We start from the raw sequence: 26,313 nt of genomic DNA on the forward strand, positions 1-26,313 counted from the left end.
AGCATGTGCACCAGCCCCCCAAGCGTCGAGAAAACAAGGACGCGCCAGCGCAGAGTAGCAAACTATGGTTCAGCCATCGGATCGTTTGAGTGAAGCAACGCGGATTGACCAGCGCTGCAACACTGGCTCGCAGATGCTGATGCCGCATGGGTGCTGAATCGCCAAACATTTTGAGCAGCAATTGATTAACGAGTCCGGCCGGATCAAGCTCGCGCTGTTCAAGGGAGATCTTGTGCGATCGTAGGCGGGTGCCCTCGGTTTCATCATCGCGTCATGCCGATGACGAACACCGTGGTCGGCTACCTGACATGTCTGACGGCCGGGCCGATCACCGCTTAGGCAATTGCGTCGAGAATTCCACTAGGTGGCGCCGACCCCCCAGTGCAGCACCCGCGAGGTGACCAGCACCAACCCGAGCGACACCACGGCCACCACGACCAGCCCGATGACCGCAACGATCAGCGGTCGCCATCCGGTGCGAGCCAGCTCGCGAAAGTTGGTGTTGAGCCCCACGCCAGCGAAGGTCAGCAGAAACGCCCATTTCGAAACGTTGCCCAGGTTGGTGACCTGACCCTTGGTCAGCCAACCGGCGGTGGCGATCGCCGACACCGCCAGGAAGCCCAGCACGAACTTGGGGAACTTTTCCCAGACGAACCTGGCCTTGGCGCCGAACCCGGGCGCGATCTCGTCGGCTTCGCCGCGGGCGGCCCAGTACAGCGCGAAACCCAGGACCACGAACCCGATCAATGCGTTTCGCACGGACTTCACCAACACAGCAAGCTTGCCGGCCTCATCGGAGAACAGGTACCCGGTCGCGGTGGTCTCGGCGGTGTTGTCGACGGCCAGACCGGCCCACAAGCCGAACTCATGGTCGGATAGGCCCAGAGCGTGGCCTAGCACGGGCAGTGTGAACAGGGCGACGGCCCCCAGCGCCAGGATCGCCGCGATCGCGTAGCTGACATCGGAGTTGCGGGCCCGGATCGCGCCCTTGGCCGCGACGATGGCCGACACTCCGCAGATCGAAGTACCGATGGCCAGCAGCGAACCCAACTTGCCCGACAGACCGAACAGTCGCGCCGCCAGCAGGATGATTCCGCCCGCGATGGCCATGTCCAGCAGGATCTGCACCAGCGAAATCCCGCCCAGCTTGACGATGTCGCCCAGCACGAATCGGGCACCGAGCGCCACGATGCCGATCTTCAACCAGAACTCGTAGGTCTGCACGCCCGGGCGGAAGATCCGGTGCACACCGACGGTGTTGGTGATCAGCAGGCCGATCACGATGGCCCACAACACGTATTCGATATCGGGAACCGTCCAATGTTCCTTCTTGGCAAGCAGATTCCACCAGATCTGGGCGTACTTGCCCAGTAGGCCGATCCCGATCAGCAGCAGCACGCCTGGGACGTAGTCCAGCAGGTTGCGGCTGGTGAAGATCGGCTGTTCCTCGGAAGTCTGTGCGACGTCAGTTGTGCTCATGGGGTCACCACGGAATCTTGGGAAGGAGACCCGCGACGGCGAGGACGACGAAGACGCCCGCGACGATGGTCGCCCACCAATCGATGCCGATCGACAACCGATCCCGGCGGGTGTCTCCCCTGCCGGGCTCTATGGATTCCGCCACGGTTACCTCCCCGCTCGCGCTACATGTATGTCGCCGATGTTGGCGCTCGGGCGCCGGGCTGACCAGCAATGCGCTCGCGGTGATTTTCTCCGGGCGGCTACTTGGCGGTGGCCGGCGTCGCGGGTAGCGGCGGCGGGCAGGAATCGTGATCCTGCAGCTCCTCGCCCCCCGCGCCAGACTGGGCGTCGGCCCGGTCGGCCAGCATGACGAAGCCGGGTCGGCCCGCCGGGTCGGTGGCACCGACCACCACCAGCGTGTGCAATCCCATATCGGCCCGTGCTCCCTGGAGACCGTTGGCGAGCAGGACGAACGGGTTGGCGTCCAGATCGGCACCATTGATCGCCATCGCCCAGTAGGTGTGGCCGACCAACGGAACCGCAAGCGGTGCCCACGCCGGCCCGATGGCAGCGGCCGCCGACTGCAGCGCGTCGTGGACATCGGCACGCACGCAGTCGATATGGATGTGCAGCTGGTTCTGGGTTCGCGCCACCGCCGAGTTGATCGCCAGGCTCATCCAGTCCCGCGCGATCGTTCCGCCGGCTTTCTGTTCGACGAACGACCGGGCCTGCCATGCCGCGCCGAAGTAGTTCGTCGCACCGGAGTTCAGCAGTGCCGGGCTTTCGATCCCGGCGATGCGCGCGGTGGGGATCAGCAGATACTGCCGATCACCGACCGCATCTTTGAACACCGCATAGCCGTGGTTCTCGCCCCCGCTGAGATCGACACGGGAACACGGTGCCGGGTCGTGCTGCTGGCGCTCGTCGACGATGCAGCGGTCGTGGACGATCGTCCAGAGTGCGTTCGGGTCAGCGTCGGCGGTGGCCGCGCCCAGCAGACCCAACGCGAGTGCCGCCGCCAGTGGTGCACTGCAACGCAGGTGTCGCACGGCCACACCCTACGGCGGCAGCGAGAGCACACCACCCCTCACCCGGCGAAGCCGCATCTGCGGATCTAAACCGAGGTATGGTCCGCAGCTGCGGATGCAATCGGATACCATTCGGCCGTGCCGATGCTGCGGGTTCGGGAGGCCGCCGAGTTGCTCGGCGTCAGTGACGACACGATCCGGCGCTGGATCGAGGACGGCAACCTTCCCACGGGCAGTGACCAATCCGGCCGCAAGACCGTCGACGGAGCTGCGCTCGCCGCCTACTCCAGCAAGAACGCCGCCGCAACTCCGAAAGACCCGTTGTCCGTCGCCAGTTCGGCACGCAATCGGTTCGCCGGCCTGGTTACCCGGGTGGTCGCCGACACCGTGATGGCTCAGGTCGAGATGCAGTGCGGCCCGTTCACCGTCGTCTCGCTGATGAGTACCGAGGCGGTACGCGAACTGAACCTAGAACCGGGAAGCGTCGCGGTGGCTGTCGTCAAGGCCACCACCGTCATCGTCGAAACGTCAGGAGAATCGTGATCAAAGGGCTGATGCCGGCAGTGGCCGCCGGTTTGCTCATCGCCGCAAGCGCCGGCTGTGGTTCCGCGTCGCAACCGTCGTCGTCGACGACGCCGGGCCAGCAGAAGATCATGGTGTTCGCCGCCGCGTCGTTGAAGAAGACCTTCACCGCGATCGGCGATCAGTTCAGCAAGGACAATCCCGGTGCCTCGGTGGAGTTTTCGTTCGCGGGGTCATCGGATTTGGTGACCCAGCTGACCCAGGGTGCCCACGCTGACGTCTTCGCATCCGCCGACACCAAGAACATGGACAAGGCTGCTCAGGCAGGTCTGCTGGCAGGCTCGCCGGTGAACTTCGCGTCCAACACGCTCACAATTGCCGTCGCACCCGGGAACCCCAAGGGCATCAACGCGTTTGGCGATCTGACCAAACCGGGCCTCAACGTCGTGGTGTGCGCCCCGCAGGTACCGTGCGGATCGGCCACCCAGGCCGTGGAGGCCAAGACCGGGGTGAAGCTGACTCCGGTGAGTGAGGAGTCTTCGGTCACCGACGTGCTGAACAAGGTGACCAGCGGTCAGGCTGACGCTGGCCTGGTCTATGTCACCGACGCCGCAGCCGCCGGTGACAAGGTCAGCGCGGTATCGTTTCCCGAGGCGGCTGGCGCGGTCAACACCTACCCGATCGCTATCCTCAAGCAAGCCGGAAATTCAAGTTTGGCAAGCAAATTCGTTGACCTGGTGACCGGTCCGGCTGGCCAACAGATCCTGACGAAAGCCGGTTTCGGCAAACCCTGAGGCCGGAGCCGGCGACTTTGGTTCTTGTGGCAGGCTCGACGTGTGGACCTGCCGCACCCCGACGTTGACACTCCGCACCTGGCCGACGTAGTGCCGTCGGTCCTGGCCGCGATGGGGGTTGCCGGCTTCGAGCCGCGCATCGGCTTGCCCGAGCCCGCGGCCGGGGCCTGCGTCCTCCTGATCGACGGTCTGGGTGCCGAACTTCTCGACGCTCACGCCGAGGACGCCCCGGTTCTGGCCGGCTTGCGCGGCCGCACCCTGCACGTGGGTTTCCCCTCCACCACCGCGGCCGGGCTCGCCGCGGTCGGTACCGGCCGCCCGTCGGGTGGTCACGGCATGGTCGGCTACTCGTTTCGGCTGCCCGACGCCGGGGTCATCAACGCGCTGCGCTGGCGCCCTCATCCCTGGGGCGACGATCTGCGGGAGTCGGCGGTACCCGAGCAGGTGCAGCCGCTACCCACCACCTTCGAGCGGGCCGCGTCGGCGGGCATCGCTGTCAGCGTCGTCTCGGGTGCGGAGTTCACCGGCTCGGGACTCACCCGGGCGGTGCTGCGCGGTGGGCGCTACGTCGGCGTGCATGGCCTCGGCGACCTGGCTGCTGCGGTCCGCGCGACGGTGGCCGATGGTGGCTTCTGCTACGGCTACCACGCCGACCTCGATCTCATGGGCCATCTCTATGGCCCGGGCTCGGCGGCCTGGCGGTTGCAGTTACGGCACGTGGACCGGCTGGTGGAGTCTGTCGTCGACGGCCTGCCGCCCGGCGGCCTGCTCGCGATCGTGGCCGACCACGGCATGGTGGCCGTCGATACTGTCGGAATCGTCGACATTGACTCCGCTACAACACTTCTCGACGGTACCGCCGCTATCGGTGGTGAGCCCCGCGCCCGCCACGTTTATGTTCGCGACGGTGCGGCCGCTGACGTTCTGGCGGTATGGCGGGAGTCACTGGCCGACCATGCCTGGGTGGCGTCGCGCGATGAAGCGATCGCCGCCGGCTGGTTCGGCGCCACCGTCGACGACCGGGTACGGCCGCGCATCGGTGACGTGGTGGCCGCCGCCAAAGGTCAAGCCGTGCTGGTGCGACGCACGATCGAGCCGATGGAGTCGGCGCTGATCGGCCACCACGGGTCGCTGACGAGCGCCGAGCAACGGGTGCCGCTCCTGCTGGCCTACGGCTGAGCCGTGTCCTGCGCGGTCAGCAGGTCGGCGGCGGGGTTGCGGTGGCCGGGAGCGTCGGACTCGCGAAGCTGGGCCGTGTGCCGATACATGTCCATGTCGAGCTACGGTCTGGGTCGTGATCGTTCTGCTTCCGCCGTCGGAGACCAAACGCAGTGGCGGCGACGGCCCCCCGCTGCGGTTCGGTGAACTGGGCAGCTCCGCTCTTGACCCGCTGCGCCGAGAACTTGTCGACGAGCTCGTCGCGCTGGCCGCCGAGCCCGACGTGTGCCGTCGTGCGCTGGGTATCTCCCCCGCCCAGGATGCCGAGATCGAACGCAATGCCGCGCTGCTGAGCTCACCGACGCTGCCGGCGATCGACCGCTATACCGGGGTTCTCTACGACGCCCTGGACGTGGCGTCGCTGCGGGGTGCTGCTGCGGCCCGCGCCCGTGCTCGGCTCGCCGTCGGCTCCGCCCTGTTCGGGCTGCTTCGAGCCGACGACCGGATTCCGGCCTACCGGCTGTCGGCCTCGTCCAAACTCCCCGGGAGCGCGACTCTGGCGTCCCGGTGGCGGCCCGTCCTGGAGCCCGTCTTGGCCGAATTGGCCGCCACCGAGCTGGTGATCGATCTGCGCTCGGGTTCCTACGCCGGGTTGGGCAAGCTGCCGAATGCGGTGCGCGTCGACGTCCTGGCTGAGCATCCCGATGGCCGCCGCACCGTCGTCACGCACTTCAACAAGGCGCACAAAGGACGACTCGCCCGGGTGCTCGCGTCGAGCCGGTCCGAACCCGGCGATGCAGCTGCCGTCGCCACCGTGGCCCGCCGGGCCGGCATGCAGGTCGAACGAAGCGGCAACGAGCTGACCATCGTCGTCGCGGCGTGACCAGTGTCAGGATGATGGGCGTGAGCACCCGCTGGCAGAAGTCGACGGCACCACGCGGCGACGAGTACGACGCCCGGTGGAAATCGCTGGCCGACGCCGGCCAGAACATTCACGGCGAGGCCGATCTGATCGAAAGCTTGTTGCGTGAATCCGGTGGCACATCGGTGCTCGATGCTGGCTGCGGCACTGGCCGGGTAGCCATCGAATTAGCCAACCGCGGCGTGTCCGTGGCCGGCGTCGACTCCGACGCCGGGATGCTGGCCGCAGCGCGACGCAAAGCGCCGCAGCTGCGCTGGATCGAGGCTGATCTGGCCGACCTGGCAGCGGCGAACGTCGACCGCGTCAACCTCGTAGTCCTGGCCGGCAACGTGATGATCTTTCTGGAACCAGGCACCGAGGCGCGGGTGCTCGCCGCGCTGGCGGGACGGCTGACACCGGGTGGACTGTTGGTCGCCGGGTTCTCGGTGCTCCCTGACCGCCTGTCACTACAGCGATATGACCAGGCCGCCGAAGCGGCCGGCCTGGTCCCGGTGGTGCGCTGGGCGGCGTGGGACCGCACCCCGTTCGAGGGCGGCGACTACGCCGTGTCGGTGCACCGGTTGCGTCGTTCGCCACGCTGAATAAACTGCCGCCGACGGAAACGCGGGTAAAACGGGGGGTGGCCAGTGCAGACAGCGTTCGCTAGGCTCTGTATCCGGCGCCGGTAGGTTGACTGCGACATCGTTGCTGGCGAGTCTGCTCTATCGGTGCGATCAGGGAGGGATGGCTTGATGCGATCGGCGTTCTCGGGCCGTCCTGCGAACCAGTACTACACCCTCACAGCGTTGCTGGCCGCCCGCGGTGCGCAGACCTTCACCTCCCGGGTGATCGCGGGGTGTGTCTTCACCCTTGGCCTGATCGCATTGGGGACGCTTGGCAGCTCGGCCACTTTTCAGTGGGCGATTGGCCGAGACCTGCTGATCGCGGTGGTCGTCATCTGCTTCGTCTCGACGTTCATCTGGCTGCGCCACCGCTGGCCAACCAGGACGGAGTCAGCGTTGCTGGTCGCGATCGCGGCGGTGGCCATTCCGATCGGGAGCATCAGTCCGGCGATCCCGATGTACGGCTTGCTCGGCTCGTCGTCGTTCGTGTTGATCATTGGCTACACGGCCCTGTTTCACGGCCCGCGCCTGCTGGCCTCGGTCCTGGCCGTCGCGGTCGCCACGCTCGCCTACCTTGGTTTCCGGATGGTCCATGCGGACCTTCCCTTCGCCCTGGCCGGCGTCGCGTTGATGCTCCTGCTCTACGTATTCGCCGCATTCTCCTGCCGACTAGTGGTGTGGTTGAGTGGCACCGAGGACGGCGCCGACGCCGTCGAACCGCTCACCGGGTTGCTCAACCGGGACGCGTTCTATCTGCAGACCGCGACGCTGCTGGCCTCCCGCAATCGCGACGACGATCGCTACCTGGTGATCAGCGTCGTCAATATCGACAGCTTTGCGGCCATGGTCTCGGTCGCAGGTAGCCGGGGTGGCAACCGGGCGCGGGTCGCCGCCGGGCAGGCGTTGCGTGAAACAGTGCGCCGGGATGCCATCGTGGGCCACGTGGGCGAGGCCGAGTTCTTCGTCGCCGACTGTTTCACCACTCCCGACTCGTCACCGTTGATCGAGCGCATCCGCGGTGCGATCGCGGCAACACCGGCCGGGATGACAGCGAGCATCGGGGTGGTCAGCACCCCGCTGCGTCCGTTGGTCGAGCACCCGCCCCACGAGATCCTCGACGAGATCGTCGCGCTGGCCACCACCGCGATGTACGAGGCGCGCAGGGCCGGCGGTAACCAGGCCCGCTATGTGGTGCGGCCGAACCTGAGCATCTCTGAGGACGGGACCGAGGGGTACGACACCCCACTGTTGTGAATCCTCAGCGCGTAGCCCCGTGGAGATCGGTAGGCGCGGCAGGCGATTCGGGATCGATTTCCACCCCGTAGGACGTGATGGACGTTATCTCGCGGCCGGCGAATTGGCAGATGTGGCAACTGGAGACGATGGTGAGGCCGTCCGGGCGCTGGTACCGGCCGAGTACCTCTACGACGACGGTGTCGTCCTGCTCGACGGTCAGGCACCGGTCCCAGGTCGCAACGGTTCCGGCCAGGCCGCCCGCGGTCTCCCGGCAGGTGGCGGCGACCGCGTCGGCGCCCTCGAGCACCGAGAAGCCGACAATCGTCCACGCAACGTCACGGGCCAGGTGCGGGAGGGCCTCGCCGAATCGGTGCTGGGCGAAGGCGCGCGCGATCTCCGCTCGGTCGCCAACCTCGGTCATGTCCGCTCCTGTCCTGCACCCTGCCGTCGAGGCTAGCGGCAAGCACGCGAAGCTGGCCCGCGCCGGCCCGACGGCAGCGGTAATGTCTGCCCAATGAGCCCCGGCCACGACCACAAACCCGAGCGTGAACTTCCACCCGGTATGGCCGAGCAGCTGGATCTGCCGTATTCGGGAATGGTCTCGTTCGGGCAGCGCCCCTTCCTGACCGAGCCCGAGCAGCTGGATAGCTGGAAGCCGGATGTGGCGATCGTCGGGGCACCATTCGACATCGCCACCACCAATCGGCCCGGCGCAAGGTTCGGCCCGCGGGCGATCCGGTCCACCGCCTACGAACCCGGCACCTATCACATGGATCTCGGGCTGGAGATCTTCGACTGGCTGGAGGTCGTCGACTTCGGCGACGCACACTGCCCGCACGGCTCCACCGAGGTGTCGCATGCGAACATCCGCGAGCGGGTGCACACCATCGCCTCGCGCGGCATCGTCCCGGTCGTCCTCGGCGGCGACCACTCGATCACCTGGCCGTCGGCCACCGCTGTCGCCGATGTGCACGGCTACGGCAATGTCGGGATCGTGCATTTCGACGCGCACGCCGACACCGCCGACATCATCGACGGCAACCTGGCCAGCCATGGCACCCCGATGCGCCGGTTGATCGAGTCCGGCGCCGTGCCGGGAACGCACTTCGTCCAGGTCGGGCTGCGCGGCTACTGGCCGCCGCAGGACACCTTCGAGTGGATGCAAGAACAAGGCATGGTCTGGCACACCATGCAGGAGATCTGGGATCACGGCTTCAAATCCGTGATGGCCAAGGCCGTGAGCGAAGCCCTCGCCAAGGCCGACAAGCTTTATGTCTCAGTCGATATCGACGTCCTCGACCCGGCCCACGCACCCGGCACCGGCACCCCCGAGCCGGGCGGAATCACCAGCGCCGACCTGCTACGCATGGTCCGGCAGCTGTGCTACGAGCACGATGTGGCCGGCGTCGACGTGGTGGAGGTCGCGCCGGCTTACGACCACGCCGAGCTCACGGTCAACGCCGCACACCGGGTGGTGTTCGAGGCACTCGCCGGGATGGCCGCCCGTCGCCGCGATGCGGCGAAGGTCAAGCCGGGCCCGCCGTCCCCGTTGGCCACCTAAAGGAACTCAGTAGTCGGACTCGGCGGCCAGGATCTCGGCCAGATAGGCGTCGGGTCCCGGCTCGGCCAGCCGGTTGCGGGCGAATCTCCGGACCCGCGCACGGGATTGGGCGGGTTCGGCCGTCTCGGCCCCGACAGTGACAACGGTAGCCGACCAGTTCTGGTCCCACGCCTGGGTGACGGTAGCCGGCCGGCCCGCCGCATCGATAAGTTCGAGGCTCGCCCGCCCCGATTCATCGAGCGCGCCAGCAGCGGTAAAAGCATTGCAGCGCAGTCTGATCGGGATACCGGCGGGCGACCCGGGACCCACCACCGCGACCTGCAACACGGCGTTGACCCGATCACCGTCGGCCGTCACCGCCCAGCCGACGGTGTCCTCGGCGGCGTCGAACACGCCGCCGGGCACCGCAGACCAGGCCATCGACGTGACACCCCTGGCGATCAACCCGGCCGGCGTAGGTCCGGTATCGGTGCCGGCCGCCAGCGCGTAGTCGTCGTGGTGCGCGGATACCAGCGCCGGCGACGCTGTCATCTGCTCGACCGTGTCGGCCAGGTCGGCCCAGCCCGGGGCGTCGACGCCGACGTCCTGGGCCAGCTCCACACACCGGACCACCAACTCCACCACCCGCGGCTCACCGACAATCAAATGCAGGGTCAGCGCAGCGGCGTGCGGGGCCAGCAACGCGCCGATATCGGCGTCGAGGCTGTCCTCCCCCATGAAGTCCTCGGCTTGCGCGGTGAGCAGCGCGATTTCGGCGTCGAGCAGGGCCGGGTCCAGGCCGATGATGCCGTCTTGAACGCTGACCGGCCACCACCGACGCAGCCAGTGCCCGATGGCCAGCCGGCGCAGCCCGTCCAGTGTTCCTGAGCGCACTTCGACACTCGGAAGATCCACTCCCCTATCGACGTCCGGTGGCTGCGCCGCCGCAGCGGCTACGGCTCGGTGTCCGTCCTCGCCGAGTACGCGCCACAACCAGTCGGCTCGGTCGGCATCGGTCAGCGTGATCTGGGCCTGCTTCTCGGCCTCGTCCACGGTCCATGCCAGCACCGCGCCGTCGACCTCCACGACCGCCACCAACGGCACGGCGGCAACGGCGGGGCCGGTGCGCCACAGTCCGGATTCGGCGACCAATCTCATTGCTTCACCTGGACTTCCAGCATGGACTTGATCCGCTGCCGGTGATCGAGGCTCACTGAACGGGCGACCCCCTCGAGCAACGCGCGCAGATCGTCGACGTCCTCGCAGGGTTCCTGCCACACATCGCGCCCGTGCAGCCGCGCCCACAGCCGACCCAGGTACGGCCGGGCAAAACTGGCCAGATCGTCGACGACTTGGCGCTGACGCGGATGAAGCGGCGCGACATCGGCCATGGCGCGGCGCGCATGCAGGACATAGGCCTCTTTGCGCAACCTGGCCTGAATCGTCGCGGCCAGCTGATACCGGCTGCTGGCTCGCTCATCGAGCGGAGTCAGCTGGCCGGCCACCTCGATCCCGGCCACTAGCGCGGCCTGCTTGTCCTCGCCGAGGAAACCCCAAGGGGCGCAGGCACGGTCGACTTCTTCGGCGCACAGTAGTGGCACATCGGGAAGCTCGTCACGATCCAGTGCGCGCCGCAGCGTCGCCCGGACGCGGTCCACCACGCTGCGGTCCAGCGGCCGGTCGCGATCCGATCCCCCGGACAACGGTGGCGGGCGCAGCGGCAATGCCGACGTCAGGCCGAGCTCCAGGATCGACCATGGCAGTGCCGATGGTTGGGTGCGCGCCTGGGCGCCCAGATTGTGCGGGGTCGCGTCGGCGATCAGCGCCGACCACACCCGTTGACGCGCAACGGTGGCGCGATGTCCCTCGGCCGGACCCAGAACGGTGGTCAGACCGGCCAGGAACGGTCCGCTGATGCTGCCGTCGGCACGCACATCGGCCCAACTCCGCTGCAATTGGGCCGAGAGCCGGGAAAGCACCTGCGGCGACGTGACGAGCTCGTTGAGCACCTCGACGCCGGTGCGGTCACGGTCATCGTGCACGGCGCGTAGCGCCCCCGATGCCCTCTGCACACCATCGTCACCGGGTGCACCGTTGGTCACCGCGAGCTCGAAACAGACTGGGAAATAGAGGTCCTGGGCGTTACCGGCGGTGACGCGCAGCCGGCGACGTTCGGCCTTCATCAACTCGAACCATGCCGCGGCCGAGCGCAATCGCTCGGCGTGATCTGCGATCAGGTCAGCCATCTGGGTGGCCACGTCGGCGTCAACGAACGCGGCGGAAAACGCGGGGTTGCTGCGCAGCCGCAAGACGAGGGGGTCGAGGATCCGCTTCACCGTTCGGCGTAGCGGCCCGCCATCGTCGCCGCTGAGGATCTCCACACCGGGTCCGATCGCCCGCCACGCACGGTCGATCACCGCGCGCCGCGGCTGCGACGTGCTGACGGCGGTGACCGTGGTCGAGCCGGCGCTCATCCGGACAGGATAGAGGCAGCGCGAAGTTGGGTTCGGTAGCCGGTGCCCGCAGCCACGCTGCTCCCCATGTCTGATGCACTGCTGGGCGCCATCGCCGTCGTCTCCGCCATCGCACTCGCGTCGATCATCGTCGCGGCCGGCCTGGCCGGCCAGCCACCGAGGGCGCCCCGCTCCCGCCGAACGCGCTGCGTGCGGGCGGTCGGCGTCGGGACGGTCCAGATGGTGGCCGAGGCCGATGACCCTGTCATCGTCATTGAGGTGGAAAGCGTTGCCGGCCATCGTTTCACCGGACGGCTGTGCCACGGCCATGGCGATCCGGTGGTGTCGGCCTTGCGTCCCGGGGTGATCGTGCTGGTGTCCTTCGACCCGGCCAGCCGCAAGGAGCTCTCGCTGGCCGACGACGCCATCGCAGTGCGGGCCGCGGTCGACAACACGCTGCTGCGCCAGGGCGTACTCACCGGCGATCAGCTGGACGTGATCCGGTTCGGCACCCGCTCGTGCGGTGTCGTGACCGGGATGCGACCCACCGGCCGTGAGCGCGCCGACTGCCGCGAGGTCGAACTGGACCTCATGGTCACCCGCCCGGGCGGCGGCCAGTTCCCGGCCCGCGAAACCACGCTCGTGCCCGAAGCCGCGCTGGCCAAAGTCTCCCCCGGCAGCATCATCGACGCCTACTACCTGCCGGAGGACGAGTCCGCGATCGCCGTCTGCCTGCCCCCGGCGTGACAAGTTCACCTCGCACCCCCGACCGCGAAGGTGACCACCGCGGCCCAGTACAACGGGCTGGCGCCCACGTTGCCGGCGCGCCACCGGCGCATCTGCTCCCGCTGCCAGCGGTTCAGGCTCAGCACCGCGTCATCGGCCTCATGCGCGTCGTCGACGGCAATGACGACCTGGGCCATCGGATCCTCAGTGCGGGCGGTGAACCGCCGGTATCCGGCGGTTGTGGGCAGTGACCACAGCGTTGCGGTCACCAGTTCGCTGCCGCAGAGCACCATTGCAGCGACCAGGCCGGTCGCCTCGTCGAACTGATAGTCGCCGCCTGAGCCGCACGCGAGTAGCGCCACCCGGGGCGGCAATGGCAGCTGTACGGCCATCAAGTCCGCGGCCAACAGCGGGCGGTGATCGCCGACGGGTTCGGCGGCACCCTCCGCGGCGGACGTGCAGGCCAGATGCAGAGCTGCGCGGTCGGCGTAGCCGTGCGTACGGTCGGCGGCGCTGGCATGGCCGACGAACAGCAACCTGCTGGGGGCACGTTCCAGGACTGCGGCGAGCCAGCTCCGGTCGGCGTCGCTGCGGCGGAACAACTCCACTGCGGCGCCGACCGCGGGCAGCACCGTGCGGCGTGTGAGGAGCTCGCCGAAATGCAGGGACAGCGTGCTCTCACCCGACGGTCGCCCTAGGACTGACCCCAGCGGTGAATCAGGTCGCTGGCCCGGCACGCGGGGGTCCATCACCAGAAGTGCTGGGGCGCTTTTCCTTTCACGCCAGCACGCGGGTATACGCGACGCGTGGACGATGTTGGGAGGCACCGCCATCACCACGTCGACCATCTCCATGAGACGCAAACCCTCGGTGACGCTGGCGATGTCGACGAGCTGCCATGGAATGTGCGCGGCGTTGGTCCCGGTGAAGGTGATCGCCGATTTCCGGGCGGCAAGCAGCTCCTCGGGGTTGGGGCCGGCCAGCGGGACCGCCAGCAGGCCCCACGGGATACGCGCCAGCCGCGCACTCGGGGAGATGAACAGCACCGGCCGCGGATCGGCGACGTGTTCGGAGATCAGCTGCCAGGCAGGTGCGGGAATCAGCAGCACACCCAGGATGTAAGCGAGGGTCAATTCACCCTGCGCGGTGGCGAATGGTCCGCGGGTCAGGGCCCGGTCGAGAGCGTCTGTGAGGCTTTCGTCGCCGTCGGGGTCGGGCAGCGCCCCCCGCAGCTCCTCGAGCGCGGCCAGCAGGATCGGCTCGTGCACCACCCAGGTGATCGTGCGATCGGGCTGCCCGACCACACGCAGACTGGCGTATGTGGCGACGCCGAGATCGGCGAACCGCAACACGAGTTCGGTGTTCATGGCCACGTCGACCACACGGGGCCGCCGGAGGTGACGGCTTGGCCGTAGCGGCTCTGCGCCAGAATTCGGTAGCGCGCCAGGATAGGTGCGCTGTCGGGGTCCATCTGCAGGGCAGGTAGTGGCCCCAATGTCGTCAGAGTCAGCGCATCGACCGAGAGGCCACTGGCGGCCAGCGCCTCCTCGTCCACGGTTTCGACGGGAACCGTCACCGTCGCCGGGGCGTCCCACCCGCCGGCTTCGCCGCGTGGCTCGCTCGCGAACGTGCCACGCGCACAATGGTATTCGATGAGTTCGCTCAGTAGCGCGTCGTTCTCCCATTCCCAGGCCACCGAGAAGGCGCCGGCGAGCATGCGTGCCGAGACCTGGGAGGCCCATCGCCAGCGCGCGTCAGCATCGGTCATGGCGTATCGCACGGAGTCGACGGCCAGGGCGGCGGGGATCTTGAGCTCGGCGGCCTTCTCTAGCTTCTTGCGCGCGCTGCGGTGGCGCTCGCTTCCGGGGTCGAATCGCGTGACGCCGAGGGAGTCCACTTGGCGTTCCTGGATCTGCTGCCAGCTGTCCGACGGATCGCCGATACCGTCGAAGTTCAGGTCGGCCAGGGCGTCGGCGCGCCAGATCGAGCCGAGGTGGTCGTCAAGGCGGGCATATTGCAACCAACTCGATCGCGGCCAGCTGTCCAGAAACGCGCGGGCCTCGGCGACCTGTTCGACCGCCTCTGCGAACCGGCCGCGGAATACCGAGATCCAGCTGCGCTGCATCAAGATGCGGTGGATGTACAGCGGACGGCCCAATTCGCGCCATTGCGTTTCGGCGTGCCCCCAGGATTCGTCGGCCTCCGCCAGCCAGCCGACGCCCAGCCGGGTGAGCCCGAAGTACAACCAGCACCGAGCGACGTCGTTGGCCCGTGAGTGCTCGGCGATCACCGGATAGGCGGACCCGACCAGTCGTTCGGTGGACTCGTGGTCACCCCGCATCCAGGTGGCTGCGGCGGTCTCGAGTTCGGCTCGCGCCCAATACAGTCCCCACCCCCGGCGTTGAGCCCGGGCGCCCGCCCGGTGCAGCCACAGTTCGCCTTCGGCCAGCCGACCGGTCTCGACGCAGAACCGGCCGTACGCGATGCCGGCCGCGACCAGCAGCTGGTCGGCTTCATCGGTGCCGTCGGGCAGCCCGTCGATGATCGCAATGATGTTCTGCCACAGCTCCGCCGCCGGTACATGCAGGTCGTCATCGCACAGCGCCGTCGCGCACAGGACGCCCGCCAGGGTCGACAAGTGACGGTGTTCGGGTTCTAAGTCGGTGAATCGGTGTGCGGCGTCGTCCTCACGCAACCCGGCCAGTTCGGATGCGGCTTCTTCGTGATCACCGGCGGACGCGGCAAGGCCGGTGCGCAGGAAGCGGGCCCGCAGGGTGTAGCGGGCGACCATGTGGTCGACCTCGACGGCGTCGCGGGCATCGGCGTACTGCGCCAGGCAATCGGTCATCCGTCGCAGGCACTCACGGGTACCGTCGTATGCCGTTCTGGTGAGATAGATTTCGCCGAGCTGGGCGAAAGCCTCGAGTGCCAAATCGTCGCGGTCCTCGCGTTCGATCTCCGGCATGAGCGACAGCAGGAGCTCCTTGGCCGCCTCCTCCTTGGCTGCGAGCGCGAGCTGGCGAGCCCGCTGTAGCTCACCGGTAATGGACACGGCTGGATCATAAGTCGGCCGGCGCAGACTCTGGAGATAACGCCGAGACGGCGGACGTGCTCGGCACGTCCGCCGCCCCTGGCCCGGGATGCTCGTCACCTCACTTGCAGGTGACGGAGATTTCGAACTTCTTGCTGATCATGCCCGCCATGGGGTTCTTCATGTCGGCGCCGGCCGCCTCCCCGGTGATCGTGTAGGTATTGCCGTCCACCTTCACCTCAGCAGAACCGGTCTTCATGCCCATGTTGTCGCTCACCGCGAGTGCGTTGCCATCGACGACCATCCCCAGCGACTGGACCTTCGGCGGCTGACCGTCGGTCATGACCACACCGAGACCCTGCTGACCACCCACGGCCCCGCTGGCGATATTGATGGTGCTGCCCTGCTTCACGCACGTCACGGTGTTCAGGTCCAGGCCCTGCAGGTCGTTTCCCTCGACCTTCACCGATGTCTTCCCGCCGGAGGCGACCGCGGCGCTGGTGGGTGCCGAACCCGTCGCCGAGCTGGTGCCCTTGCTGCTGTTGTTGTCGGAGCACGCCATCAGCAGCATGCTGCAGCCGATAACGCCGACACCGACCGCGAGAATTCGCTTCACCTGTGTTCCCTTCGTTCGCGCGGCGCCTTGGTGGCACCGTCACGAGCCAAGTACAGGCGCCGGCCGTGGCTACCGATCCCAAACTTTGTGGCGCGTCACGGTGGGTACACGTCGATGCCGACGGTGGTGTGAGGCTCACTCGAACTTTCGCGCGCCGGCGTCGATCTCGCCGCCCCGGGCGTGGTGTCAGGTCTTGGCGAGTTGCTGTGCGGCGTAGCGCTGCGCCCACTCCTTGCGGGAGCGGATGGACACGTCGACGTCATTGGCCCTTGCCCGGAGCGCGGCAACCGTCGTGTCCTGCTTGGCGGTGCGGGCGAACGGATCCCAGCTAAAGAACCGGCAGGAATTCTCCCAGGTGATCTTGTTGATATCGGAATCGGAGGCGCCCGCGGCGTCCAGTTCGGCCAGCACTTTCTCGGGGGCGTCGGGCCAGAAGCAGTCCGAATGCGGATAGTCGCACTCCCAGGCGATGATGTCGATGCCGATCTCGTGACGCAGTTTCAGCGACGTCTTGTCGGTGACGTAGCAGGCCAGCGAATGCTCGCGGAACACGTCGCTGGGCAGTTGAGAGCCGAAGTCGCGGCGCAGCCATTTCTGGTTGGTGTAGTGCCGGTCGCTCCTATCCAAGTAGAACGGGATCCAGCCGATACCGCCCTCGGAGAAGGCGAACTTCAGGTCCGGGTAGTTGCGCATCGCCGGGCCCCACAACAGGTCCTGAGCGCACATCGCCGAGATCTGGGTGGCCAGGATGATCATGTTGTCGATCGGCGCATTGGGGGCCGTGCTGATCGCGCCGAACCCGGTGCCGATGTGCAGGCACATCACCGCGTTCTCCTCGGACAGCGTCCGGAACACCGGACCCCAGTAGTCCTCGTCGTGGTAACTCGGCAGACCCTCCAGGTGCGGAAGCTCAGGCATGGTGACCGCCCGGCAGCCCTTGGCCGCAACCCGGCGGATCTCGGCGCACATCCCCTCGGGCGTCCACGTGGGCAGGATCGCGATCGGGATGAAGCGGTCCGGGTACGAACCGGCCCATTCGTCGATGTGCCAGTCGTTGTAGGCCGACACCATCACCAACGTGACGTCTTCGCGGGTCATGTTGAGGTGGCGTGCGGAGAAGCCGGTGAACGTCGGGAAGCACATCGAGGCCAGGATGCCGTTACGGTTCATATCGCGGACCCGCTCGTGCACGTCGTAGACGCCGGGACGCATCTCGGCGAAGCCGGCCGGGTCACGGCCCCACTCCTCGGGCGGCCAGGACACCACGGCGTTGAGACCGCTGACGCCCTGCGGACGGCCCTGGTACATCCACTGGTCGACGCCCTGAGCGTCGGTGACGACGATCGGGGCCTCGGGCTTGAACTTGGCCGGGACGTGGTTGAGGAACATGTCCGGGGGCTCGACCACGTGGTCATCGATGCTCACCAGGATCAGGTCGTCGACGTTCATGGCTTAGTTGTACCCTCGATCTTCGTGACCGTCTCCGCACATTCGGCCAGAGACTTGGCCCAAACGGCCAAGAATCGGCCGGACGCTCGACCGGCCAACATCGGCCAGGTGGAGCTTCGCCGTGGCGGGCGGGTGCTGGCCGGCAGCTACCTCTATGAAGGCGAACTGCTGGTCACCGGGTGGCATTTCCACGACGTCCACCAGATCGAATACGCGATCGGCGGAGTCGTCGACGTCGAGACGGCGTCGGCGCACTACCTGCTGCCGCCCCAGCAGGCGGCCTGGATTCCCGCGGGTCTGGAGCACCAGGCGACCATGAATCCGTCGGTCAAGACGCTGGCGGTGATGTTCGACCCGGAGCTCGTCCCCGCCGCCGGCGACCGGGCCCGGATCCTGGCGGTGTCTCCGCTGATCCGGGAGATGATGCTGTACGCGCTGCGCTGGCCGATCTATCGGGAGTCGGGGGCCGCCGAAGAGGACACAGCGTCCGACTCGTTCTTCCGCACGCTGGCCAATCTCGTGGCCGAGGCGCTGGATCATGAAGCGCCGTTGAGTCTTCCGAGCTCAGATGACCCGGTGGTCGCGGCTGCGATGGCCTATACCAAGGACCACTTGCAGTCAGTAAGCCTGCAGGAGGTGTGTCAGGCGGTCGCGGTCTCCGAGCGCACATTGCGCCGTCAGTTCCAGAAAGACGCTGAGATGTCCTGGCGCACTTATCTTTTACATGCCAGGATGCTGCGGGCGATGGCCCTGCTGGCCGCACCTGTTCAGAGTGTCCAGCAGACCGCGACCGCTGTCGGCTTTGACAGTGTGGGTTCGTTCACCCGGGCCTTCAGCCAGTTCTGTGGGGAAACCCCGTCGTCATACCGTAGGCGTGTCACCAGCACTGGTGTATGAGATGACTGCGCGCCGATGGGTGCGCTCGTGCCAGCGTAGGCGCAACAACAACAATCCGCGGTGCGCCTCGAACCCCAGCGCCAGCGGATGCCGCCAGGGCCCCGATCGTGATCGCCGTGTTTGTGTCACCACACCACTGTGCCAGCCGCCTGATACCTGACGCCGCGCCACGCGGCCCGATGTGCCGCTCGTCACCTGAAGTTCGTTGTCTGTCAAGAATCCTCATCGGTACCGGTGATCGCGGCGACCAGCGTTCCGGGTTCGCCGCCGATCGCGCCGCGAACCTCCTGGCCGGCCCGCTTGGCTGACTCGCTCACGTCGCCGCGAGCTGCGACCGCCGTGGCCCGCAGTTCTTCGATATTGCGGTCGAACACCTGGCGCACGTCGTCGCCCTGCGCCGCGGCGGTCGCCACCGCGAAGACGCCATCGAGGGCCGAACCCGCCACAGTGCCCTGGGCGGAGACCAGCGAACCAGCGATCTCGCCGGCGTATCCGAGGACTGCGACCGGCAACGTGGCCTGATGGCCGACGTAGGTGGTGACAGCCGTGCGCAGCCGGCCGGCGGCCTCGCCGAGCGCGTCCTGCACACCGGCGCCGGTGTGCTCCCAGGCAGACGCGATGGTCTCGCCGTCCTGGATGGCACCCGCAAACGTTGCAGGAGCATGGGCGATCGCGGTGGTCACATCCGTTGCAGCATCCATCAATTGGCTACTCAGTGCTTGGCCGACCGCGATCTGACGCTCGAGGACCTGGCGGATGACAAGTTTCATTTGTTCTTCTTGCTCGTTCCGCTCGTCGTCAGCGGTCGCCTCGCCCGGCAGCCTCTCTTGGTCGACGGGCGAAGCGGTGGAGGCAGTTTCGGAATCGGTTGTGGATTCAGACATGCGCCCAGTCAACGCGTGCGTACCGACCGGACGACATCTGCGAAGTGACGGGCGGTCCTCCGGCAGGCAAAGAGAAGGCAGCGCGGCCATCCGCGGCTACCAGGCTGCAACCAGCTATCCCCCAGCTTGTTGCCAGAAAGCCGTCCTATTCTCAGCTTTCGCGTCCCGGCGACTGTGACGCGCCTTGTTGGTGTCTCCGCTGGAGGACGTTTCTATGACGAAGTTCATCCGAATCGGATTGGGCGCACTGGCCCTTGGTGCGATGTCGATTACGTTCGGTTCCGGTGCCGCACTGGCCGACGACTACGCCGGAAAGTCGTACGCGGACGCCTCTTCGGCGATAAGCAGTGCCGGGCAGAAGTCCGTCATCGCCTCCTCATTCGGCGATGGTCTCAGCCAGAGTGACTGCGTAGTGACGCACTCGCAGAAGGCGCCGTGGCTCAAGGGCGACAACTTCTCCCCGGTCACCGACACCGTGCTGCTGTACCTGAACTGCAACGCCAAGCTCGCGAAGGCGGGCAAGGCGGGCAACTCGCTGGCCAGCCCCGAAGGCCAGGCCGAGAAGGCGGCCGAGGACGAGCAGGCCGCCAAGGATGCCGCTGCTGCTCAGCAGGCAGCCGCGCAACAGAACCAATCGAGCGAGCTGGCCACCCCCGGCGGCGACTGACGATCTCACCCCCCGCTTGCCGCCGGGGCTCTCGGCGGCGAGGATTCGGTGGCAATGGATGCCACATACGCCGCTGAACTCGCTGATCTCGACACGATCGGGCAGGCCGCGCTGGCCGCGTCCGGGGAAGTGACGGCCCTCGAGCTTCTCGACGCGGCGATCACCCGAACCGAAGCTGCCCGCGGGCTCAACGCCGTCATCACCGATCTCTTCGAACGCGGGCGCGAGCAGGCCGCCGCCCTCGATCGATCCGGATCGCTGCGTACCGGTGCGGCCGGTCCGTTGGCTGGCGTTCCGTTCCTGCTCAAGGATCTGGGCGCATCGCTGGCCGGGGCCCCCGAGGCAATGGGTTCGCGGGCGCTGCGCAGCCACGTGGCGACCCAGACGGCGTGGATCGTCGAGCGCTACTTGGCCGCCGACCTGGTGGTGTTCGGCAAGACCAACACCCCAGAATGGGGCAACCACTGCACCACTGAGCCGTCGTTGTTCGGCCGCACCGCCAACCCCTGGTCGCCGGATATCACCCCGGGCGGTTCCAGCGGCGGGTCGGCCTCGGCGGTGGCCGCCGGTATCGTGCCCGCCGCCTCGGGTGGCGACGGAACCGGTTCGATCCGGGTGCCGGCGGCCTGCTGTGGACTGGTTGGGCTCAAACCCCGCCGCGCGCGCACCTCCTTCGCGCCGTCGGGCCACCTCCTGGAGGGGTTGGCCGTCGAGCACGCGCTGACCCGCACCGTCCGTGACAGCGCCGCACTGCTGGACGCGGTGGCCGGAAGCGCACCGGGCGATCCGTACAACGCGCCGCCACCGGCCCAGCCCTTCGTAACTGCCGCCGGCCAGCCGCCGCCACCACAGCGGATCCTGATCGCGACCCACTCCCCCTTTCCCGCGCCGCCGACAGATCCGCGTGTGGCAGCCGCCGTCGAAAATGCCGGGCGCGCACTGGAATCGATCGGTCACCAGGTGGAGCCGGGAGCGCCGGGTTTCGACACCGACGCCGTCGCCAACGCAATCGCGGTGCTCCACAACGTCAGCAACGTGCAGCTGTACAACGTCGCGAAGTCTCATCTCGGCCGCGACCCGTACGAGGACGAATTCGAGCCCAGTAGCTGGGTGATGATGCGCGAGGGCTTCACGACGACGGGTGTGGACTATGCCGACGCCATCGACACCATCCATGCCCAGACCCGCCAGTTCGTCGCCGGAATGGGCGCCCACGACGTGCTGCTGGTTCCGACGCTGCTGGCGCCGCCACCGCACTATGGCGTCCTGGATCAGCCCCGGGGAACCACCCGGGCGTTCTTCGACGTCGAGTTCGCCCACACCGGCTGGACGACGATGGGCAACGTGACAGGCTGGGCGGCCATCTCGCTGCCCCTGGCGATCACCGAGGACGGCCTGCCCATCGGGGTGCAGCTGATGGCACCCGACGAGACGGTCCTGTTGCAGCTGGCCAGCCAGCTCGAGCAGGCCATTCCGTGGGCCCAGCGACGACCGCGGGAATGGCTCGGTACGCCCCCGTCCTGAGCGTTGTGCCTTTGGATGAACCGCACAGTGGCGATCGTCGGCCGTGACACACTGTGCCCATGGTTGTCTCTATCGCGCGTCCGAAGCTGGAAGGCAATGTCGCTGTCGGTGAGGACCGCCAGATCGGTTTCGCCGAATTCGGCAGCGCTGTGGGCCGGGCCATTTTCTGGCTGCACGGCACCCCGGGGGCCAGACGGCAGATTCCAATGGAAGCCAGGGTCTTTGCCGAACAGAACAACATCCGGCTGATCGGGATCGACCGGCCGGGCATCGGGGCCTCGACCCCGTTCCAGTACGACAACGTGCTGGCCTTCGCAGGCGACCTGGCGATCATTGCCGACACCCTCGGTGTCGACAAGATGGCCGTCGTCGGGCTGTCCGGCGGCGGTCCTTACACCCTGGGCTGCGCGACCGCGATGCCCGACCGGGTGGTGGCCGCCGCGGTGCTCGGCGGGGTGGCCCCGACGGTCGGTCCGGACGCCATCGGCGGCGGGTTGATGAAGGTCGGCACGGCCGCTGCCCCGCTCATCGAGCTCGCTGGGGCGCCGCTACGGCTGGCGGCCGTCAGTCTGATCCGGTTGATCAAACCGGTGGCCGAGCCTGCCCTCTACATCTACGCCGGCATCTCCCCCGAAGGCGATCGCAAGATGCTGGTCCGCCCCGAATTCAAAGCCATGTTTCTCGACGACCTGCTCAACGGCAGTCGCAAGCAGCTGGCGGCGCCGTTCGCCGACGTCGTGGTCTTCGCCCGGGACTGGGGGTTTCGGCTCGATGAGGTCAAGGTGCCGGTCCGCTGGTGGCATGGCGACCGCGACCACATCGTGCCGTTCGCGCACGGCCAGCATGTGGTCGCCAGGCTGCCCGACGCCGAGCTTCACGAGCTTCCCGGCGAGAGTCACCTCGCGGGTCTTGGCCGTGCCGAGGATATCTTGAGCGCCATGCTCGAACTCTGGGATCGTGACGAGTCTGCGACCTAGTTGCGGCGAATTCACGTCGCCTGCAATCGATCTGACCAGCGAGCCCCGCGCCGCGCAGATGGACCAGCGCGGCGCGGGACGGCGGGTCTACGCGCCCAGCTGACTCTTGATCAGCGCGTCCTGCTGCTTGCCGAAGTCGGTGACCAAGTCAAGCGGCACCGGGTCGCCGACCGGACCGGTGAATTCCAGTGCCGAGGCCGCATTGCCCTGGGTGAAATACAGGACACTCAGCGATTTCGTGCCATCCGGGGTTTTTCCGGAGATGAGCTGTCCGTTCTGTCCCACCGGAACGGACACGGTCTTCGAATTCGCGACCGGAGTGGCTGCCTGCGCCGAGCTGATCGCGCCGGCTGCGGCGCCGGGATCGGCCAGCACCCAGACGGTGTCGGTGATCGTGCGTCCGTCGCGGTGGGTGTAGACCGTCGTAGCGCCGGGCGTGCCACCAGGGTTGAGGACCGGCGGGGCCGCGGTGTACGCCATTGAATCGGTCACCACGTTGGGATCGATCAGCAATACGGTGTAGTCACCGGGATCGGCAGCGGCCAGGCCGGTGCCGAGAGTCATTCCGGCCGACAGCAATGCGGCGGCGGTCACGCCGCCGAGATGACGAGAATTCATTACGAAGGCTTCCGTTCGGGGAGTTTTCCATTGGCAGGTCATTTCGTCGGTGTGCTTGATCAGCAGGGGTAGCAGCCCCAGCCGTGCCATCCGTCGCGCCAGAAAAAGCCTGAGCCACAACCCATATTGCCCGTGCCGCCCTGGCAGTCCAATGCGGTGATGATGGGCGATTTACCCGGACCAGATGGTGTTGGGTTGGTGGTAGAGGCCGCATTTGCGGTCACTGCGCCGGCTAGCGAGCCGGCGACCATGGCCGCGGTTGCAATACCCATGACAAATTTACGCATCAAAGCTCTCCCCCTATTTGGGTCACGCTGGGTCGGACTTCCATACGTTACGACAGGTAATGCGCGACCAGCAGGAATTTGCACGGTTTGTTTACCAAGGTTTCGGAGTCGGTAATGCCCAAGGCCCCCATGGGCGAGGGCCAGAAGTCCCTGTCGTCCGGGTAGCACAGCGGGAGAAGCTGATTCGCGTCACCGAGACGCGGCGCACCGACGCGCAGGCGGCACCCTGCTATGGAAAGGTCCAGCTATGAATGACGCCCTCGCCGAGCGCAGCTACGCGTGGCGGATGATCCGCACCGCGCGGCTGTCTCAGTCCGCCGCAGCGCATGCCGACGGCGCCGATATCGTCTCGGTGCTCAGCGAAGCCCTCGACGCCGGGCTGGGCCGGGCTGAGATCATTGTCGAACTGGCCGACCTCGCGGCGCGGATGTTTGCCCTGTGCAATCCGGAGCTGACCGACGGCGAAGCCGAATTCTGCCCGGCTTAACTCCGCAGCCCGAGGAGGGTGCGCCGCAGCAGGTGCATCGCCACCGTGGTCGATCGCTCGCGAATGTCGGCTCGCTCCCCGGGTAGGTGCACCGGCCTCGTCACTGTGGAGCCGTCGGCGAGCATCACGCAAAACCACACCGTCCCCACCGGTTTGGCCTCGGTTCCGCCCCCGGGTCCGGCGATCCCGGTGATCGCAACCGCCGTATCGGCGCCGAATCTGCGCAATGCGCCGGCCGCCATGGCCTCGGCGACCTCCTGTGACACCGCGCCGTTGGCGTCGATGAGCGCCGGATCGACACCGAGTACGTCGACCTTCGCCTCGTTCCCGTAGGCCACGACCGCGCCTGCGACATAGGCCGACGAGCCGGGCTGGTCAGTCAGGCGGGCGGCTAGCAGGCCGGCGGTGCACGATTCCGCCGTCGCGATGCGCCGGCCCGCCAGCAGTCGGGCGATCTGGTCATCGATCAGCGAACCATCTTCGGAGAACACCATTTCCCCGTGCCGAGCCCGCACCAAGTCCATCAGCTGCGCGTAGACCTCCGCGCTGTGCGGCTCGTAGCGGGTGACCATTTCGACTTCGCCCCGGCGCAGGCAGGTGGTGATCTCCAGACCGGCGAAGCCCGGGATGTTCTCGGCTTCACGCAGCGTCTCGGCGAGTCCCGACTCGGCCAGGCCGAACATCCGCACCGTGTCCTGGCGGTAGACGGTCCGCCCAGCGATCGCCTGCTGGACGGCGTCGTCTGCGATGGCGGCCGGCCACATCGCCTGAAGTTCGCGCGGGGGTCCGGGAAGCACCAGCACGGTCGGGGTGCCGGGGACCACAACGCCGGGTGCGGTCCCGACCGGGTCGAGGACGTGCGCGTCGACCGGAACCATCGCCTGCTTGCGGTTGGCGGCGCGTACGTCCTCGAAATTGACGCCACTGAACCGGGACATCAGGTTCTTCAGGATGGCGGCGATCTTGGCTTCCAGTTCGGCGTCGAGCGTTAATTCGCGGCCGCAGAAGCGCGCCACGATCTCGACGGTCATATCGTCGGCGGTCGGCCCGAGACCGCCGGTCGTGACGATCAGGTCAACGCCCTCGGCAGCCAGGAAACGAAGCTGCGCCTCGATATCGGCGGCACGATCACCGCAGATGGTGATGTGAGCGAGTTCCACACCTAACTCCAGCAGCCGGTCGGCGACCCACGGGCCGTTGCGATCGGCCACGCGTCCGGTCAGAACTTCCGTGCCGGTGACCACGATTCCCGCGCGCACACTCATACCGAGCGAGACTACGCAGTTCAGCTGACCGGGTCGGGCGTCAGCCCGGTGGCCTCTCCCAGCGCCTGCAGCCAGGTGCTCGTATCGGGGACATAGAAGCCGATCTCACCGGTGGCAGTGCGCAAGACGAGATGCGTCCAGCCGCCCACGACACTGCCCTTGAAGACCTTCGCCAGGCGCAGCCCGACGATCGCGTCGAGCGGAACGCTGATCGTGGTGCCCGTCAGCGTCAGGAAGACCACGCGCCGCCGGGTCAGCGCGATGCGGCCGCTGTTCTTCACCCCCGGATAACCGGGAGCTGTCGCACCACGGTAATTACCCTTCTCAAAGGGCCGGATGATCGTCTCGGCAGCCAGCTCGGTGGTGAGCTGGTCAGCGCCGGCGCGGTACTTACGGCGGTAGATCAGCACGATCGGCAGCGCGATCAGCGCAAGAACAATCGCGATACCGACGACCAGCAGGATGACGTGTACCGCGATGTTCATCCTGGTCGACCTGTCAGCGTGGTGCCGCGCCTGGAGCCCGGATCACAAGGGGCACAGCGGGGAACGCGGCCGCCATCTCCGTGCGGGACTTGCGAAGCGCGCTGGTGCCATAGCCTTTCTTCCGGTGGTCGGGGTGGATCCAGATCCGGACGTTGACCTCGCCACCGACCAGCTCACCGAACACCATGCCGACCTTGTGTTCACCGTCGATGGCGACGAACCAGGCCGCCTCTTCAGCGCTCAATCGGTCACGTGCCGAACGGATTTCGTCATCCAGGTCGCCGGCGGGCGCACCAGAACCGTCACCGGCGGCACCGACCTGCTGGGTCCGGGCGGCGAAGATGTCGCGGTCGGTCTCATCCGAGAACGGCCGAAGCTGCAGGCTCTCGTCCAAGCTTGCCGGGCGCTCCCCGAGCGTGAACGACAGCTGACTGTTGAGGTCGTTGAGTTCGGCGGCGATGCGGTCGCGGGAATCCTTGGTCACCTGGGCGAAGGACAACCCCAGGACTGCTTCGGTGCCCAGGCGGGACGTACCGAGCAGCGTGGTGATGGCGTCCACCGCAGAGGCCCGATCATCCGAGTCGACAATGACGTCGAGCACTTCGTGGCGGCGTTCCAGGGCATTGAGCAGAGCATCGGCAATCTCGCGGCGGGCGGCGGCGCGGTCGAGGTCAGTCATGGGAG

General features: G+C 67.3%; 28 protein-coding genes. 13 read left to right on the top strand and 15 right to left on the bottom strand.

The window, feature by feature from the left end; translation table 11 throughout:
* Positions 1-360: 360 nt before the first annotated feature.
* From G6N38_RS25850 to G6N38_RS25855, 3 genes are all read right to left on the bottom strand, one after another.
* Positions 361-1,479 (bottom strand): YeiH family protein, encoded by a 1,119-nt coding sequence (locus G6N38_RS25850; RefSeq protein ID WP_163750981.1) that lies wholly within the window; start codon positions 1,477-1,479, stop codon positions 361-363.
* A gap of 4 nt (positions 1,480-1,483) precedes the next feature.
* Positions 1,484-1,624: a hypothetical protein gene (locus tag G6N38_RS30300; protein ID WP_170314186.1), complete on the bottom strand. Its 141-nt coding sequence runs from the start codon at positions 1,622-1,624 to the stop codon at positions 1,484-1,486.
* 97 nt (positions 1,625-1,721) lie between these two features.
* Positions 1,722-2,510 (bottom strand): CDP-diacylglycerol diphosphatase, encoded by a 789-nt coding sequence (locus G6N38_RS25855; RefSeq protein WP_246227442.1) that lies wholly within the window; start codon positions 2,508-2,510, stop codon positions 1,722-1,724.
* A gap of 123 nt (positions 2,511-2,633) precedes the next feature.
* Here G6N38_RS25855 and G6N38_RS25860 point away from each other — a divergent pair, with 123 nt between their 5' ends.
* From G6N38_RS25860 to G6N38_RS25885, 6 genes are all read left to right on the top strand, one after another.
* The gene (locus tag G6N38_RS25860; protein ID WP_246228103.1) at positions 2,634-3,032 is read left to right on the top strand and encodes a TOBE domain-containing protein; all 399 of its coding nucleotides are present in this window, start codon (positions 2,634-2,636) and stop codon (positions 3,030-3,032) included.
* Positions 3,033-3,043: 11 nt separating this feature from the next.
* Positions 3,044-3,805 carry a molybdate ABC transporter substrate-binding protein gene (gene modA, locus G6N38_RS25865; protein WP_163752409.1) on the top strand — a complete coding sequence of 254 codons (762 nt, stop codon included), beginning with the start codon at positions 3,044-3,046 and terminating at the stop codon, positions 3,803-3,805.
* A 42-nt stretch (positions 3,806-3,847) separates the two neighbouring features.
* On the top strand, positions 3,848-4,984 hold the full coding sequence (locus tag G6N38_RS25870; RefSeq protein WP_163750983.1) for an alkaline phosphatase family protein: 1,137 nt from the start codon (positions 3,848-3,850) through the stop codon (positions 4,982-4,984).
* Between the two features lie 115 nt (positions 4,985-5,099).
* A complete protein-coding gene (gene yaaA / locus G6N38_RS25875) occupies positions 5,100-5,846 on the top strand; it encodes a peroxide stress protein YaaA (protein ID WP_163750984.1) in 747 nt (248 codons plus the stop codon).
* A 20-nt stretch (positions 5,847-5,866) separates the two neighbouring features.
* Positions 5,867-6,466 (top strand): class I SAM-dependent DNA methyltransferase, encoded by a 600-nt coding sequence (locus tag G6N38_RS25880; protein ID WP_163750985.1) that lies wholly within the window; start codon positions 5,867-5,869, stop codon positions 6,464-6,466.
* A 150-nt stretch (positions 6,467-6,616) separates the two neighbouring features.
* The gene (locus G6N38_RS25885; protein ID WP_163750986.1) at positions 6,617-7,741 is read left to right on the top strand and encodes a GGDEF domain-containing protein; all 1,125 of its coding nucleotides are present in this window, start codon (positions 6,617-6,619) and stop codon (positions 7,739-7,741) included.
* A 4-nt stretch (positions 7,742-7,745) separates the two neighbouring features.
* Here the strand turns inward: G6N38_RS25885 and G6N38_RS25890 are convergent, their stop codons facing one another.
* The gene (locus G6N38_RS25890; RefSeq protein WP_163750987.1) at positions 7,746-8,144 is read right to left on the bottom strand and encodes a nuclear transport factor 2 family protein; all 399 of its coding nucleotides are present in this window, start codon (positions 8,142-8,144) and stop codon (positions 7,746-7,748) included.
* Positions 8,145-8,285: 141 nt separating this feature from the next.
* Here G6N38_RS25890 and speB point away from each other — a divergent pair, with 141 nt between their 5' ends.
* Positions 8,286-9,284 carry an agmatinase gene (gene speB / locus G6N38_RS25895; protein ID WP_163752411.1) on the top strand — a complete coding sequence of 333 codons (999 nt, stop codon included), beginning with the start codon at positions 8,286-8,288 and terminating at the stop codon, positions 9,282-9,284.
* Positions 9,285-9,290: 6 nt separating this feature from the next.
* Here the strand turns inward: speB and G6N38_RS25900 are convergent, their stop codons facing one another.
* Both G6N38_RS25900 and G6N38_RS25905 read right to left on the bottom strand, forming a co-directional pair.
* Positions 9,291-10,421, bottom strand: coding sequence for a hypothetical protein (locus G6N38_RS25900; protein ID WP_163750988.1), 1,131 nt, complete (start codon positions 10,419-10,421; stop codon positions 9,291-9,293).
* Positions 10,418-11,737, bottom strand: a complete 1,320-nt coding sequence (locus G6N38_RS25905) for a hypothetical protein (protein ID WP_163750989.1) — start codon at positions 11,735-11,737, stop codon at positions 10,418-10,420. Before G6N38_RS25905 ends, G6N38_RS25900 begins: the two co-directional genes overlap by 4 nt.
* Before the next feature lie 294 nt (positions 11,738-12,031).
* Between G6N38_RS25905 and G6N38_RS31120 the strand changes: the two genes are divergently transcribed.
* Positions 12,032-12,463 (top strand): hypothetical protein, encoded by a 432-nt coding sequence (locus tag G6N38_RS31120; RefSeq protein WP_407663019.1) that lies wholly within the window; start codon positions 12,032-12,034, stop codon positions 12,461-12,463.
* A 5-nt stretch (positions 12,464-12,468) separates the two neighbouring features.
* On the opposite strand, the gene G6N38_RS25915 is transcribed toward G6N38_RS31120, so the two are convergent.
* The 4 genes from G6N38_RS25915 to G6N38_RS25930 all read right to left on the bottom strand — a co-directional run bounded on the left by G6N38_RS25915 (position 12,469) and on the right by G6N38_RS25930 (position 17,538).
* Positions 12,469-13,809, bottom strand: a complete 1,341-nt coding sequence (locus G6N38_RS25915; protein WP_163750990.1) for a CHAT domain-containing protein — start codon at positions 13,807-13,809, stop codon at positions 12,469-12,471.
* Positions 13,806-15,494, bottom strand: coding sequence for a hypothetical protein (locus G6N38_RS25920; protein WP_163750991.1), 1,689 nt, complete (start codon positions 15,492-15,494; stop codon positions 13,806-13,808). The genes G6N38_RS25915 and G6N38_RS25920 overlap by 4 nt, the downstream gene beginning before the upstream one ends.
* 100 nt (positions 15,495-15,594) lie before the next feature.
* Positions 15,595-16,089 carry a lipoprotein LpqH gene (locus G6N38_RS25925; RefSeq protein WP_246227444.1) on the bottom strand — a complete coding sequence of 165 codons (495 nt, stop codon included), beginning with the start codon at positions 16,087-16,089 and terminating at the stop codon, positions 15,595-15,597.
* A gap of 186 nt (positions 16,090-16,275) precedes the next feature.
* Positions 16,276-17,538, bottom strand: a complete 1,263-nt coding sequence (locus tag G6N38_RS25930; RefSeq protein ID WP_163750992.1) for an amidohydrolase family protein — start codon at positions 17,536-17,538, stop codon at positions 16,276-16,278.
* Between the two features lie 24 nt (positions 17,539-17,562).
* Between G6N38_RS25930 and G6N38_RS25935 the strand changes: the two genes are divergently transcribed.
* Entirely contained in the window at positions 17,563-18,435 is an 873-nt protein-coding gene (locus G6N38_RS25935) for an AraC family transcriptional regulator (protein WP_163750993.1), read from the top strand.
* A 212-nt stretch (positions 18,436-18,647) separates the two neighbouring features.
* On the opposite strand, the gene G6N38_RS25940 is transcribed toward G6N38_RS25935, so the two are convergent.
* Positions 18,648-19,205, bottom strand: coding sequence for a hypothetical protein (locus G6N38_RS25940; protein ID WP_163750994.1), 558 nt, complete (start codon positions 19,203-19,205; stop codon positions 18,648-18,650).
* Between the two features lie 328 nt (positions 19,206-19,533).
* Here G6N38_RS25940 and G6N38_RS25945 point away from each other — a divergent pair, with 328 nt between their 5' ends.
* Genes G6N38_RS25945 through G6N38_RS25955 form a run of 3 tightly spaced genes read left to right on the top strand, consistent with a single transcriptional unit; the run spans position 19,534 to position 22,487 of the window.
* Positions 19,534-19,986 carry a hypothetical protein gene (locus G6N38_RS25945; RefSeq protein WP_163750995.1) on the top strand — a complete coding sequence of 151 codons (453 nt, stop codon included), beginning with the start codon at positions 19,534-19,536 and terminating at the stop codon, positions 19,984-19,986.
* Between the two features lie 54 nt (positions 19,987-20,040).
* Positions 20,041-21,510 (top strand): amidase, encoded by a 1,470-nt coding sequence (locus G6N38_RS25950; protein WP_163750996.1) that lies wholly within the window; start codon positions 20,041-20,043, stop codon positions 21,508-21,510.
* A 59-nt stretch (positions 21,511-21,569) separates the two neighbouring features.
* Positions 21,570-22,487, top strand: a complete 918-nt coding sequence (locus tag G6N38_RS25955) for an alpha/beta fold hydrolase (protein ID WP_163750997.1) — start codon at positions 21,570-21,572, stop codon at positions 22,485-22,487.
* Between the two features lie 87 nt (positions 22,488-22,574).
* On the opposite strand, the gene G6N38_RS25960 is transcribed toward G6N38_RS25955, so the two are convergent.
* Positions 22,575-23,105 (bottom strand): hypothetical protein, encoded by a 531-nt coding sequence (locus G6N38_RS25960; RefSeq protein ID WP_163750998.1) that lies wholly within the window; start codon positions 23,103-23,105, stop codon positions 22,575-22,577.
* Positions 23,106-23,639: 534 nt separating this feature from the next.
* Between G6N38_RS25960 and G6N38_RS25965 the strand changes: the two genes are divergently transcribed.
* Positions 23,640-23,879, top strand: coding sequence for a hypothetical protein (locus tag G6N38_RS25965; protein ID WP_163750999.1), 240 nt, complete (start codon positions 23,640-23,642; stop codon positions 23,877-23,879).
* Here G6N38_RS25965 and G6N38_RS25970 read toward each other — a convergent pair.
* Genes G6N38_RS25970 through G6N38_RS25980 form a run of 3 tightly spaced genes read right to left on the bottom strand, consistent with a single transcriptional unit; the run spans position 23,876 to position 26,308 of the window.
* Positions 23,876-25,144, bottom strand: a complete 1,269-nt coding sequence (locus tag G6N38_RS25970) for a competence/damage-inducible protein A (protein WP_163751000.1) — start codon at positions 25,142-25,144, stop codon at positions 23,876-23,878. The genes G6N38_RS25965 and G6N38_RS25970 overlap by 4 nt on opposite strands.
* 20 nt (positions 25,145-25,164) lie before the next feature.
* Complete coding sequence (locus tag G6N38_RS25975) at positions 25,165-25,629, bottom strand: hypothetical protein (RefSeq protein WP_163751001.1); 465 nt, start codon at positions 25,627-25,629, stop codon at positions 25,165-25,167.
* Between the two features lie 13 nt (positions 25,630-25,642).
* Positions 25,643-26,308, bottom strand: coding sequence for a GNAT family N-acetyltransferase (locus G6N38_RS25980; RefSeq protein ID WP_163751002.1), 666 nt, complete (start codon positions 26,306-26,308; stop codon positions 25,643-25,645).
* Positions 26,309-26,313: the final 5 nt, after the last annotated feature.

It is taken from the genome of Mycolicibacterium helvum, from assembly GCF_010731895.1.
GTDB classification, from domain to species: Bacteria; Actinomycetota; Actinomycetes; order Mycobacteriales; family Mycobacteriaceae; genus Mycobacterium; species Mycobacterium helvum.